Origin of the sequence: Occultella kanbiaonis, assembly GCF_009708215.1 — a bacterium.
Lineage (GTDB): Bacteria > Actinomycetota > Actinomycetes > Actinomycetales > Beutenbergiaceae > Occultella > Occultella kanbiaonis.
Window position 1 is genome coordinate 2,966,870 of record NZ_CP046175.1, and the last position, 13,404, is coordinate 2,980,273.

Sequence of the window (13,404 nt, forward strand, 5' to 3'; positions counted from 1 at the left end):
GCCGCCGAGACCGCGAAAGGCGTGCCAAGTCACGCCGGGAGCGGTTGGATGAAGCCCTGGCGTCCGTCACCCACCGGGGAGCTGCTCATGCACCAGTACGTGCCGCCCGGTCGACGTGCCGCTCGTGCCCGCCCGCGAACGGCCGGCCTGACGGGCGCGGCCGCCACGATCGCCCTCGGTCTCGCGGCCTGCTCGGGCGGCACGGGGTTCACCGAGGAGACCCCGAGTCGTGCGGACGACGGCGTCGACGACGGCAGCGTGACCGTGCTGATCGGTTCCAGCGGGGCCGCCGAGACGGAGGCGGTGGAGGCGGCGGTGGCGGCCTGGTCCGCCGAGTCGGGCACCCCGGCGGAGGTCCTCGTCGCGGCGGACCTGACCCAGCAGCTGAGCCAGGGCTTCGCGGCTGCCGAACCGCCGGACGTCTTCTATCTGAGCACCGACCAGTTCGCCGGGTATGCCGACAACGGCTCACTCCACCCGTACCTGGATGAGGTCCCCGAGGCCGATGGGTTCTACAACAGCCTGCTCCGCTCGTTCACCTATGGGGGTACCACCTACTGCGCCCCGAAGGACTTCTCGACGCTCGCCCTGGTCATCAACACCGACTACTGGGACGCGGCCGGCCTCACGGACTCCGATCTGCCGACCACCTGGGCGCAGCTGCGCGAGGTGGCCACGACCCTCACCACCGATGACAGGGTGGGCCTGAGCTTCGCGCCGGAATGGCAACGGATCGGGGCGTTCATGGCAGCGGCGGGTGGCACCCTCACCTCCAGGGACAACGCGGCGGCCACGGTCGACTCCGCGGAGAACCTTGAGGCCCTGACGTACGTCCGCGACCTGCTCGCCTCCGGTGTGGCGGCCTTTCCGTCCAGCCTGAACACCGGCTGGGGCGGCGAGGCGCTCGGCAGCGGCAACGCCGCGATGGTGATCGAGGGCAACTGGATCATCGGGGCCATGACCGCCGACTTCCCGGACGTGCGTTACCGGGTGGTCGAACTGCCGCAGGGGCCGGGCGGCCAAGGCACGCTGCAGTTCACGAACTGCTGGGGCATAGCGGCCGGAACGGACACCGAGGCCGCCGTCGACCTGGTCACCGCCTTGGTCTCGCCCGAACAGCAGCTGGCCTTCGCGGACGCATACGGGGTGATGCCGTCGGTGTCCGCCGCCGGGGAGCAGTGGGCCGCCGCACACCCGGACCAGGCCGCCTTCCTGGCCGGCGCCGACTACGCGCAGGGCTTCCCGTCCGCGCCGGGTGCCTCGGCGGTGCTCGCCGACTTCAACGCACAGCTCGAGGGCCTGCCGGACGCCGATCCGGCTGCGATGCTCGCGTCGGTCCAGGTGGACCTGCAGGCCGTGCTCGGGGGGTGAGGCGTCGGGTGGCCCAGCAGGCCCGTAGGCGGTCGGCGACCCGGCGGGGTGTGGCGGGCTGGGTGTTCCTGGCACCCGCGGGGGTGCTCCTCGGCCTGTTCCTCGTGGTGCCGATCGCGATGGCGTTCTGGGTCAGCATCTCCGACTGGCGCGGCGTCGGGAACCCGATGACCGGGTCGGCGCAGTTCGTCGGCGCGACCAACTACACCGAGTTGCTGGGCGGGGACGGACTCGCCACGAAGGACTTCGGCCGGGCGATGCGCAACAACGTGTACTACGTCCTCGCCGTGGTCCCGTTGCAGACGATCCTCGCGCTGACGCTTGCCGTCCTCGTGCACCGGCGGGTGGTGGCCGGGCGCGGGTTCTTCCGAAGCGCCTTCTACTTCCCGTCGGTGACGTCGTCGGTGGCCATCACGGTGGTGTTCCTGTTCCTGTTCTCCGCGACCGGAGCGATGAACCGGCTGCTCGCCGTCCTCGGTGTCGAGGGCCCGAACTGGTTCGCCGACCCACGCGGCGTGGTCCACCTGTTCCTCGGCGCGCTCGGGGTCCGGGCGCCGTACGAGAGCGGTCCGCTGCTGCTCGGACTGTCCTGGTGGAACTGGATCTCGGGGCCGAGCGTGGCGATGTGCGTGTTCATCGTGCTCGCCGTGTTCACCACGTCCGGGACGTTCATGCTGCTGTTCCTCGCCGCCCTGCAGCATCTGCCCGGCGAGGTCGAGGAGGCCGCGGTCGTCGACGGCGCCACGCCCTGGCAGCGGCTCCGCCGGATCACCGTGCCGATGCTGCGCCCCACGCTGTTCACGGTGATCACGCTCGGCCTGATCGGGACCTGGCAGATGTTCGACCAGGTGTACACGGGCACCGGTGGCACGCCCGGCAAGACCACCCTGACCCCGGCCTACCTGTCCTACCAGGTCTCGTTCGAGCAGCAGGAGTGGGGTCGCGGCGCCGCGATCGCGTTCCTGCTGTTCGCGATCATCGTGGCGTGCACCCTCGTGGGCCGCCGACTGCTCGGCGAGCGGGAGGACCCACGATGACCGCCGCCGTCGCCACGGCCCGCCGGCCTGCCGTGCGCCGCGACCGCGGTCCCGCCTGGCTGCGCCGGTCGCGGTCGGGCACCGTTGTCGCGCTGACCGTGTTGGTGGTCCTCGCCGTCGCCTACCTGTACCCGTTCGCGATCAGCCTGGCGACATCGTTGAAGTCCGACGCCGAGGCCGCCACGGACCCGTTGTCCCTGATCCCGGCGACGCCATCGACGGCCGCCTACACCGAACTCCTGCGCAACTCCGACTTCCCGCTGTGGGTGCGCAACTCGGTCATCGTCACCCTCGCGGTGACGACCGGCCGGGTGCTGTTCGACTCGATGGCCGGCTACGCGCTCGCCCGCCTGCGGTTCCCGGGCCGCAGCCTCGTGTTCGCCGCCCTGGTCGCCATCATGGCCGTGCCCGGGGTGGTGCTGCTGATCCCGCGCTTCCTGGTCATCAACACGCTCGGCATCTACAACAGCTTCGCGGCCCTGATCCTGCCGCTGCTCGCGGACGCGGCCGGCATCTTCATCATGCGGAGCTTCTTCATGTCCGTGCCCCGCGGGGTCGAGGAGGCCGCCCGGATCGACGGCGCCGGCCCGTTCCGGGTGTTCTGGTCCGTGGTGCTGCCGATGGCCCGCCCGGCCCTGATCACGATCGTCGTGCTGAGCTTCCAGGGCTCCTGGAACGAGCTGTCCCACTTCATCGTGGCCTCGGACCGGCCCGAGCTGCAGACGCTCACGAAGGGCGTCGCCCAGCTCACCGCCGGGGCCCTCAGTCAGGGCACCCAGTATCCGCTGAAGCTGGCCGCCGCGGTGATCATGTCGATCCCGGTGGCGGTGTTGTTCATCGTGTTCCAGCGCCGCATCACCTCGACCCACGACGGTGCCATCAAGGGCTAGTGCGTTTCCTCCGAGCCGTCGAGGTGCCCGCTGAGCGAACGCATGGTGTCGTCGAAGGCGGACTCCAGATCGACGTCGTAGGCGTCGGCCAGGACGATGACCGACCACAGGCAGTCCGCCAACTCATGCGCCAGCGCAGCATCGAGGTCGTCGCGCGGACGCACCCCCGCCTTGCCCTGGACGAGCTTGGCGAGGTCGCCGACATCGCCGAGGAAGCCCAGCATGGTCTCTTCGGGGGTCCAGGAGCGTCCGTACCGCGCACTCTCCAACTCGGCGTACTTCGCGCGCACTGCTCGGGCCCTGGCCTGCATCTCGATGAACTGCATGCTCCATGGTGGACCACCAGAGCGGCCTACCCCCAGCGGGACGCCAGCGCCTCGCGGACCTTGCGCCGCTCCACCTTGCCGAGCATCGAGCGCGGCACCTCGTCCACGGCGACGATCCGCTTCGGCACCTTGTACGGGGTCAGGTGCTCACGGCAGTGGGCGCGCAGCGCTTGCTCGTCCAGGTGGGCCCCCTCGACAAGGACCACGGCGGCGACGACCTGCTCTCCGCCGTCGGCCCGCTTGTGGCCCACCACGGCGGCCTCGGCGACGTCGGGGTGGGCCACCAGCACCTCCTCCACCTCGGAGGGCGACACGTTGAAGCCACCGGTGATGATGATCTCCTTGCGGCGGTCCACGACCGTGGTGAAGTGGTCGGCGTCCACGGTGACGATGTCGCCGGTGCGCAACCATCCGCCGTCGAGCAACGTCTGCGCGGTGGCCTCCGGGTCGCCGAAGTACCCGGTGAACACCTGCGGCCCGCGGATGAGCAGCTCGCCGGGCTCGCCCTGCGGCACGTCCACCTCGGGCTGCTCGGGGTCCACCACGCGCATGTCGGTGCTCGGGAACGGCACCCCGATGGTGCCGTTGCGCCGGGTCGGTGCGAACGGGTTGCCGAGCGCCACCGGCGAGGCCTCGGTGAGGCCGTACCCCTCCACCAGCAGCCCTCCGGCGACCGACTCCCAGAGTTCGACGACCTGGCCGGGCAGCACCATGGCGCCGGAGATCGCGAACCGGATCGTGGACAGGTCCACGCCGCGTGCCTTGCCCTCCTCCGCGACCTTCTGGTAGATCGGCGGTACGGCGCACAGGACGGTGGGCGGCGACTTCCGCACCGAACCGAGGAGCAGGTCGACGTCGAACTTCGGGAACAGCACCAGCTTGGAGCCGGTGAGCACCGAGAACGTCAGGTAGAGGGTGAGGCCGAACGCGTGGAACATCGGCAGCACGCCGTAGATGGTCTCCGCACCGGGCACCGCCCCGTGCATCCACGCCTGCCCCTGCAGTGCGTTCGAACGCAGGTTGTAGTGGCTGAGCATGGCGCCCTTCGGGCGTCCCGTGGTGCCGCTCGTGTACTGCAGCACGGCCAGGTCGCGCACGTCCGGGAACGGATGGTCGACGGCGAGGGCCGGGCCCGCGAGCAGGTCGCCCCAGGTTCCGGTCGCCCCGGTCGCGGGGCCGCTCAGCGCGGCCCGGCCGGCCCTGGCCGCCGGGATCGGCAGCGAGAGGGCGAGTCGCTTGAGGCGCGGCATCGCGGAGATCAGGCTCACCGAGAGCAGGTGCCGCACGCCGGTAGCCGCCGAGAACGACGCGACCCGGGGCACCACGGAGTCCCACGCGATCACCACCTCGGCCCGATGGTCGTCGAACTGGTGCTGCAGCTCCTCGGCGGTGTAGAGCGGGTTGTGGCTCACCACCACCGCACCCAGGCGCAGAGCCGCGTAGAACGCGACCAGGTACTGCGGGCAGTTCGGTAGCACCAGCGCCACCCGGTCCCCCGGCCCGACACCGAGCCGCCGCAGTCCCTCGGCCGCCCGCGCGACCTGGTCCCCCAGCTCGCCGTAGGTGGTGCGGGCCCCGAAGAACTCCATCGCCACCCTCGTGGAGAACCGCTGCACGGAGTCCTCGAGCATCAGGGGAAGGGACTCGGTGGGGAGGTCGATCGTGGCCGGGACCCCTTCCTGATAGTTCTTGACCCAGGGCCCGATCGGATCGCTCATGAGAGCGACCCTAGTCGGCCCCGGACGCGGCTGCGCGGCTAGGCTTGCCGTCATGCGCTTCCTGCCCGGCCACACGATCACCCACGACCTCACCTACGGCGACGTGTTCCTCGCGCCGTCCTACTCCGACGTCGCGTCCCGGTTCGACGTGGACCTGGCCAGCTCCGACGGCACCGGCACCACGATCCCCGTGGTGGTGGCGAACATGACCGCGATCAGCGGCCGCCGGATGGCCGAGACCGTGGCGCGCCGCGGCGGCCTGGCGATCCTGCCCCAGGACGTGCCGCTGGACGAGGTCAGCCGCACGATCGCCTCCGTGAAGGCCCGGCACACGGTCCTCGAGACGCCGGTGACCGTGGGTCGCACGGACACGGTGCACACGATCCTCACGCTCATCGACAAGCGCTCCCATGGCGCCGCCGTGGTCGTCTCCGACGGTCGGCCGATCGGCGTGGTCACGCGCCGCGACTGTCAGGGCGTCGACCAGTTCGCCCAGGCGCACGAGGTGATGACGCCGGACCCGACGGTGCTGGACCTGCGCGTCCTCGAGGGCCCGGACGCCCTGCGCACCGCGTTCGAGACCCAGTACGCCGCCAGGCGCCGGTTCTCCCCCGTGGTCGACGCCGACGGCGTCCTGGTCGGTGTGCTGACCCGCACCGGTGCCCTTCGCTCGTCGATCTACACGCCCGCCGTCGACGCCGCGGGCCGGATGCGCGTCGGCGCCGCGATCGGCGTGAACGGGGACGTCGCCGCGCACGCCACGGGGCTGCTCGAGGCCGGCGCGGACGTGCTCGTGGTCGACACCGCACACGGCCATCAGTCGAAGATGATCGAGGCGCTGCGCGCGGTCCGTTCGCTCGACCCGCAGGTTCCGGTCGTGGCCGGCAACGTCGTCACGCCCGACGGCGTCAGCGACCTCGTCGAGGCCGGTGCCGACATCGTCAAGGTCGGGGTCGGCCCGGGCGCGATGTGCACCACACGGATGATGACGGCCGTCGGTCGCCCGCAGTTCTCGGCGGTGCTCGAGTGCGCGGCGCGCGCCAAGGAACTGGGCGCCCACGTCTGGGCCGACGGCGGGGTCCGCTACCCCCGGGACGTCGCCCTCGCGCTCGCCGCCGGGGCATCGCAGGTGATGATCGGGTCCTGGTTCGCCGGCACCCACGAGTCCACCGGCGACCTGCACACCGACGCCGACGGACGCACCTACAAGGAGAGCTTCGGGATGGCCTCGGCCCGCGCGGTCGCCGCCCGCACGTCCAGCACGTCCACCCCGTTCGAGCGGGCCCGCAAGGCGCTCTACGAGGAGGGCATCTCGTCATCGCGGATGTACCTGGACCCGGATCGCCCCGGCGTGGAGGACCTGATCGACCACATCACGTCCGGTCTGCGCAGTTCGTGCACGTACGCGGGGGCCCGCTCGCTGGCGGAGTTCGCGGACAGGGCGCTGGTGGGTCTGCAGTCGACGGTCGGTTACGACGAAGGCCGCCCGCTGCCCGCGGGCTGGTGAGTCACCGACCTGCGAGCGACCCGGGGTCATGGCCGAGCGTCACGGCCCCTCGCCCGGGTCCACCACCTGTCCCATGAACACCGGCAGCCCGGTGGGCAGGTGCACGATCCGGTAGGCGAACTGCCGGTCCGCACTGAACACCACCGCGGGCGACGTCTCCTGGGCGCTGGTCGGGCCGACGGCGACCGAGGTGACGGCCGCGGCCACGGTGCCGGCGGAGTCCACGGTGATCGTGGCCTCGTGTGCCGCCGCCGAGACGTACAGCTCGGGCGCGATGCCGCTCAGGTCCGGGGTCACGCCGAGGGTCTCGGACAGCCCCGCCTCCCGCAGCATCGCCTTCAGGTCGAGGCTGGTGGTGTGCTCCCAGGTGGGCAGCGTGAGCTCCACCGGCACCGGGGCGGCCGACGCGGCATCGAGGCCGGCCGCGATGACCGGCCACCCGGCCGGGTCCCACCGGCCCTCGGGGGCGAGGACCACGTCCATGGCGAAGTCCGCGGTGTACGGGATCCGCACCGCAGCGGTCCCGTGCGGCGTGATGAAGTACGCCAGGTCACGGGTCTCCTCGAGGAACTGCGCCGTCGCCGTCGTGCCGTCGGGCCGGTGGAACTGCCCCGGCGACGTCCCGCCGCTGAACGGCTCCTGCCAGGCCGCGGCCAGATAGACCGTGTTGAGCAGCGCGAGCCGGGTGCTCCGGTCGAACGGCACCGGCGCCGCCTCGACCAGCCCTCCGGTGTGCTCGGCGACCCAGTCGTCGACGACGGCGCGCCCGCCGGCGCGGCCGGTCGCGGTGAAGTCCACCTGGACGGCGTTCGCGCCGTAGTGGGTGGCGAGGGCGTCCAGGAACGGCTGCTGCACGGCGAACCCCTCCTGCAGGAACACCTGATCGGCGACGTGCAGCACCGGCACGTCCGGGACCTCGCCGGCGGGCACCTCGCCCGGGTCGCCGTCGTGGAGCTCGAGCTGACGCAGCAGGGCGTTCATCGCCTCCCCGCGCTGCTCGGCGGGAAAGCCCAGCACGGCGTCCAGCTCGGCCGCCGTGGTGGTGGCCGCCCCCTCCCGCAGCATTCCGAACGCGGTCAGGATCGAGATCGGGGACACGACGAGGTTCTCGTCCCGGGTCGCGTCCATGAGCCGGGCGCCGAGACCCGAGGTCGCCGCGACGGTGGCGGCGGCCGCGGCCGGCACGTCGGTCACGGCCACGGCCGCCCGTGGCGAACGCGACTGAAGGACCTCCACGCCCGGCGCGGTCCCGTTCGGGCTGGTGCAGCCGGCCAGGACCATCGCCAGGATGCCCAGCCCTGCCACGCCCGCCCTTGCCCCCACCGACCGTCGTCCACCCGTCCCCATCGACCCGCGTCCCATGGCCGTGCAGCCTACCGGGGGTGCGCCTTGCCCCGATGGTGAAGGATGGGTCCATGACCGAGACCGACACCCGCACTCGTGCACCGTTCGGCGCATGGCCCTCCCCACTCGGAGTCACCGAACTCACCTCGGGGACGGTCCGGCTCGCCGAGGTCGCCCTCGACGGCGAGGCGACCTACTGGATCGAGGGTCGCCCGAGCGAGGGCGGGCGGCAGGCGCTCGTGCGGCACGAGGCCGGTGGCGCCGTCACCGACGTCGTCGATGCGACGTTCGACGTGCGCACCCGCGCCCACGAGTACGGCGGGGCGTCCTACGCGGTGACGCCCACCGGGGTGGTGCTGTCCCGCCGCGAGGACGACCTGCTGTACCGGGTCGACCGTGGTGCCGACGGCTCCTTCGCACGTCCGGTCCCCCTGGTGCCGGCGGACGGGCGACGGTACGCCGATCTCGAGGTCGACTCCGAGCGCGGGGTGGTCTACGCCGTCGCCGAGGACCACGGCGCCCCCGGCGGCCAGCGGACCGACCCGCGGGCAACCCTCGTCTCGGTCCCGCTCGACGGCAGCGGCGTCGCCGACCCGGCCGCCATCGCGGTACTGGTGGACGGCCCCGACTTCGTCACCTCGCCGCGGCTGTCCGCGGACGGCGCACTGCTGGCCTGGATCTCCTGGGACCACCCGAGCATGCCGTGGGACTCGACCACGCTGCACGTGGCCTCCGTGGCCGACGGCGGTGGCCGGCTTCTGCACGAGCGCACGCTCGCCGGTGGTCCAGGCGTGAGCGCGGCCGAGCCGCAGTGGACCCCGACCGGCGACCTCATCCACGTCGACGACCGCACCGGCTGGTGGAACCTGTACCGCACCGAGTTCGTCGAGGGTGAGGCCCGCACCCGGCACCTGCACCCGGCCGAGGCGGACTTCTCGCTGCCGCAGTGGGGCTTCGGGCCGCGCACCCACGACATCCTCGACGAGGCACACCTGGTCGTGTCCTGGTCCAGCGGCGGGCATCGGTTCCTCGGCGCGATGCTGACCGCGAACGGTCAGCTGGAGCGCTGGGACGGCGACTGGGAGCCGTGGGGTCCGGTGCGCGCGCACGGCGACCGGGTGGTCTTCATCGGCGAGTCGCCGACGCAGCCCGGCGCGATCGTCGAGCTCGACCTCGTCGGCGGGCACGTCAACGTGCTGAGGTCCTCCTCCGAGCTGCACCTGGACCCGGCCGACGTGTCCCGTCCGGAGGCCGTCCGGTGGCGCTCCGAGGTCGGCATCGCGCACGGCTTCCTCTACCCGCCCACGTCCGCCCGCGCAGCCGGACCGGCCGGGGAGCTGCCGCCGCTGCTGGTGTTCAGCCACGGCGGGCCCACCGGGGCCACCTCGCCAGGATTCCGGCCGAGCGTGCAGTTCTGGACCACTCGCGGCTTCGCCGTCCTTGACGTCAACTACAGCGGCAGCACCGGGTACGGGCGCGCCTACCGGGACCGCCTGCGTGGCGCCTGGGGCATCGCGGACGTGCGGGACTGCGCCGCCGGCGCCCGGTGGCTGGCGGACACGGGACGGGTCGACGGCGCCCGCCTGGCGATCCGGGGTGGCAGCGCAGGCGGCTTCACGACCCTGGCGGCCCTGACGTTCACCGACACGTTCACGGCCGGTGCGAGCCTGTACGGCATCGGCGACCTCGAGGCGCTGGCCCGGGACACCCACAAGTTCGAGAGTCGCTACCTCGACTCCCTGATCGGGCCGTACCCGCAGAAGCGGGACCGGTACCTGGCCCGCTCCCCGATCCACCACACCGACCGGCTCAGCGCTCCGATGATCCTGCTCCAGGGCACCGATGACCGGGTCGTCCCCCCGAACCAGGCCGAGTCGATGGCCAAAGCCGTGGCGGACAAGGGCCTGCACGTGGAGCTCGTCATGTTCGACGGCGAGGGCCACGGCTTCCGCCGCGCCGAGAACATCCAGGCCGCCGCCAGCGCGGAGCTGGCCTTCTACGGCCGGGCGTTCGGCTTCACCCCCGCCTGAGCCGACGCGAACCGCACGAGGGCGCCAGGCGAGGGTCAGCCCGACCCCGGACACTCCCTCTGGCTCGGTTCCACTGACCCGAGACGCGGGCAACTCGACCCGGAACCCGCAGTTCGCGTCAGCGGAGCGGGCACGTGGGTGGCGCGGCCCCACTCTCACGCTCCCTTGGCTCGGTTCCACTGACCCGAGACGCGGGTGGCTCGGCACGGGACCCGCAGTTCGCGTCAGCGGAGCGGGCACGTGGGTGGCGCGGCGCGTCCACATGCTCCCGGTGACGGGCTCCGGGCAGCAAAGAGCCCCAGCACGCGGCCTTGGAATCAAGGGCCGCGCGCCGGGGCCTCCTGTCGTGTCAGGCGGCGACGAGCGAGCGCAGCACGTACTGCAGGATGCCGCCGTTGCGGTAGTAGTCCGCCTCGCCGGGGGTGTCGATGCGCACCACCGCGTCGAACTCGACGGCGGTGCCGTCCGCCTTCGTCGCGGTGACGTGCACGGTCGACGGCGTGCTGCCCTCGTTCAGCGCGGTCACGCCGGCGATGTCGTAGGTCTCGGTGCCGTCCAGACCGAGGGAGTCCGCGTTCTCCCCCTCGGGGAACTGCAGCGGCAGCACACCCATGCCGATCAGGTTCGACCGGTGGATCCGCTCGAAGCTCTCGGTGATGACGGCCTTCACGCCGAGCAGCACGGTGCCCTTCGCGGCCCAGTCGCGGGACGACCCGGAGCCGTACTCCTTGCCACCGAGGATCACCAGCGGGACGCCGGCCGCAGCGTAGTCCTGGGCCGCGTCGTAGATGGTGGTCTGCTCGCCGGTGAGGAGGTTCTTGGTGAACCCGCCCTCGACGTCGTCCAGTAGCTGGTTGCGCAACCGGATGTTGGCGAACGTGCCCCGGATCATGACCTCGTGGTTGCCGCGGCGGGAGCCGTAGGAGTTGAAGTCGCGGCGGGCCACGCCGTGCTCGGCGAGGTACTTGCCGGCCGGGGAGTCCGGCTTGATGGAGCCGGCCGGGGAGATGTGGTCGGTGGTGACCGAGTCCCCCAGCTTCGCCAGGACGCGGGCACCACTGATGTCGGAGACGGGCTCCGGCTGGGCGCCCATGCCCTCGAAGTACGGGGGCTTGCGCACGTAGGTGGAGTCCGCATCCCACTCGAACGTGTCGCCCTCGGGGGTCTGCAGGGCGCGCCACTGCTCGTCCCCGGTGAAGACGTCCGCGTAGTCGGAGGTGAACATGTCCCGGTTGATCGAGGAGTCGATGGTCTCCTGGACCTCGGCGGCGGAGGGCCAGATGTCCCGCAGGAACACCGGCGACCCGTCCTCGTCACGGCCGAGCGGCTCGTGCTCGAAGTCGAACTCCATCGTCCCGGTCAGGGCGTAGGCGATCACGAGCGGCGGGGAGGCCAGGTAGTTCATCTTCACGTCGGGGTTGATCCGACCCTCGAAGTTCCGGTTCCCGGAGAGCACCGAGACCACGGACAGATCGTGCTCGTTGACCGCGGCGGAGACCTCGTCGGCGAGCGGACCGGAGTTCCCGATGCACGTGGTGCAGCCGTAGCCGACCAGGTGGTAGCCGAGCTTCTCGAGGTAGGGCCACAGGCCGGCCTTCTCGTAGTAGTTCGTGACCACCTGCGAGCCCGGCGCCATCGAGGTCTTCACCCACGGCTTGACCGTCAGGCCCCGCTCCACGGCCTTCTTCGCGAGCAGCCCGGCGGCGAGCATCACCGACGGGTTCGACGTGTTCGTGCAGGAGGTGATCGACGCGATGGCGACGGCGCCGTGGAACAGGTCGTAGGACTTGCCCTCGGGGGTGGTCACCTGGACGGTGCGCCGGATCTGCTGGGAGATCGCCGGCGAGTCGGACGCCGGGAAGGACTCCTTCTCGGACTCGTCCACGCCGTTGACGACGTCGGCCGCGTAGTTCGGCAGATCCCGCTGGAACGCACTCTTGGCGTGGGTGAGCTCGATGCGGTCCTGCGGGCGCTTCGGTCCGGCGATCGAGGGCACCACGGTGCTCAGGTCCAGGCTCAGGTACTCGGAGAACTTCGGCTCGGAGTACCCCTGCGCCGTGGGGTCGAGCCACATGCCCTGCTCCTTGGCGTACGCCTCGACGAGCGCGACCTGGGCGTCCGAACGACCGGTCAGGCGCAGGTACTCGAGGGTGACGTCGTCGATCGGGAAGATCGCCGCCGTGGAGCCGAACTCGGGGCTCATGTTGCCGATGGTGGCTCGGTTCGCGAGCGGCACCTGGGCCACGCCGGCGCCGTAGAACTCGACGAACTTGCCGACCACCCCGTGCTGGCGGAGCATCTCGGTGATCGTGAGCACCACGTCGGTGGCGGTCACACCGGACGGGATCTGGCCGTTCAGCTCGAAGCCGACCACGCGCGGGATCAGCATGGAGACGGGCTGGCCAAGCATCGCTGCCTCAGCCTCGATGCCACCGACGCCCCAGCCGAGCACGCCGAGGCCGTTGACCATGGTGGTGTGCGAGTCGGTGCCGACGCAGGTGTCCGGGTAGGCACGCAGGACCTTCTCACCGTTCACCTCGACCTCGCGGGTCATCACCACGCGGGCCAGGTACTCGATGTTCACCTGGTGCACGATGCCGGTGCCCGGGGGCACCACCTTGAAGTCGTCGAACGCGGTCTGGCCCCAGCGCAGGAACTGGTAGCGCTCGTGGTTGCGCTGGTACTCGATGTCCACGTTCCGCTGGAACGCGTCCGGGCGGCCGGCGACGTCGATCTGGACGGAGTGGTCGATGACCAGCTCCGCCGGGGACAGCGGGTTGATGCTGGCCGGGTCGCCGCCGAGGTCGGCGACGGCCTCACGCATGGTGGCCAGGTCGACGACGCAGGGCACGCCGGTGAAGTCCTGCATGACCACCCGTGCGGGCGTGAACTGGATCTCGGTGTCCGGCTGCGCGTCCGGGTCCCAGGCCGCAAGGGCACGCACGTGGTCGGCGGTGATGTTCGCGCCGTCCTCGGTGCGGAGCAGGTTCTCGGCGAGCACCTTGAGGCTGTACGGAAGCCGCTCGAGACCCTCGACGGCGTTCAGCCGGTAGATCTCGTATCCGGTCCCACCGACGTCCAGGGTCCCCTTGGCGGAAAACGTGTTGACGCTACTCACAACCACTCCTCGGCGCTCTCTCGCGGTCCTGCCGCATCCTTGCACTTAATGCTACGACCGCAT

9 protein-coding genes are annotated in these 13,404 nt (G+C 71.4%); 5 read left to right on the forward strand and 4 right to left on the reverse strand.

Translation table 11 applies throughout. The features are described from left to right. Positions 1-48 precede the first annotated feature (48 nt). From GKS42_RS13680 to GKS42_RS13690, 3 genes are all read left to right on the forward strand, one after another. Complete coding sequence (locus GKS42_RS13680; protein WP_232847659.1) at positions 49-1,371, forward strand: sugar ABC transporter substrate-binding protein; 1,323 nt, start codon at positions 49-51, stop codon at positions 1,369-1,371. 62 nt (positions 1,372-1,433) lie between these two features. Next, a complete protein-coding gene (locus GKS42_RS13685) occupies positions 1,434-2,408 on the forward strand; it encodes a carbohydrate ABC transporter permease (RefSeq protein ID WP_354002658.1) in 975 nt (324 codons plus the stop codon). Beyond that, the gene (locus GKS42_RS13690) at positions 2,405-3,298 is read left to right on the forward strand and encodes a carbohydrate ABC transporter permease (RefSeq protein WP_154794326.1); all 894 of its coding nucleotides are present in this window, start codon (positions 2,405-2,407) and stop codon (positions 3,296-3,298) included. Before GKS42_RS13685 ends, GKS42_RS13690 begins: the two co-directional genes overlap by 4 nt. Here the strand turns inward: GKS42_RS13690 and GKS42_RS13695 are convergent. Together GKS42_RS13695 and GKS42_RS13700 are read right to left on the reverse strand one after the other, a co-directional pair. Further along, positions 3,295-3,624 carry a MazG nucleotide pyrophosphohydrolase domain-containing protein gene (locus GKS42_RS13695; protein ID WP_168217834.1) on the reverse strand — a complete coding sequence of 110 codons (330 nt, stop codon included), beginning with the start codon at positions 3,622-3,624 and terminating at the stop codon, positions 3,295-3,297. The genes GKS42_RS13690 and GKS42_RS13695 overlap by 4 nt on opposite strands. Before the next feature lie 26 nt (positions 3,625-3,650). Continuing rightward, positions 3,651-5,342 (reverse strand): long-chain-fatty-acid--CoA ligase, encoded by a 1,692-nt coding sequence (locus GKS42_RS13700; protein ID WP_154794327.1) that lies wholly within the window; start codon positions 5,340-5,342, stop codon positions 3,651-3,653. 52 nt (positions 5,343-5,394) lie between these two features. Between GKS42_RS13700 and GKS42_RS13705 the strand changes: the two genes are divergently transcribed. After that, positions 5,395-6,849: a GuaB1 family IMP dehydrogenase-related protein gene (locus GKS42_RS13705; RefSeq protein ID WP_154794328.1), complete on the forward strand. Its 1,455-nt coding sequence runs from the start codon at positions 5,395-5,397 to the stop codon at positions 6,847-6,849. Positions 6,850-6,888: 39 nt separating this feature from the next. Here GKS42_RS13705 and GKS42_RS13710 read toward each other — a convergent pair whose 3' ends face one another. Then, entirely contained in the window at positions 6,889-8,154 is a 1,266-nt protein-coding gene (locus tag GKS42_RS13710) for a serpin family protein (protein WP_168217835.1), read from the reverse strand. Positions 8,155-8,264: 110 nt separating this feature from the next. Here GKS42_RS13710 and GKS42_RS13715 point away from each other — a divergent pair, with 110 nt between their 5' ends. Further along, positions 8,265-10,223 (forward strand): alpha/beta hydrolase family protein, encoded by a 1,959-nt coding sequence (locus tag GKS42_RS13715; RefSeq protein ID WP_154794330.1) that lies wholly within the window; start codon positions 8,265-8,267, stop codon positions 10,221-10,223. Positions 10,224-10,572: 349 nt separating this feature from the next. Here the strand turns inward: GKS42_RS13715 and acnA are convergent, their stop codons facing one another. Further along, complete coding sequence (acnA, locus tag GKS42_RS13720; protein WP_290368020.1) at positions 10,573-13,341, reverse strand: aconitate hydratase AcnA; 2,769 nt, start codon at positions 13,339-13,341, stop codon at positions 10,573-10,575. Positions 13,342-13,404 lie beyond the last annotated feature (63 nt).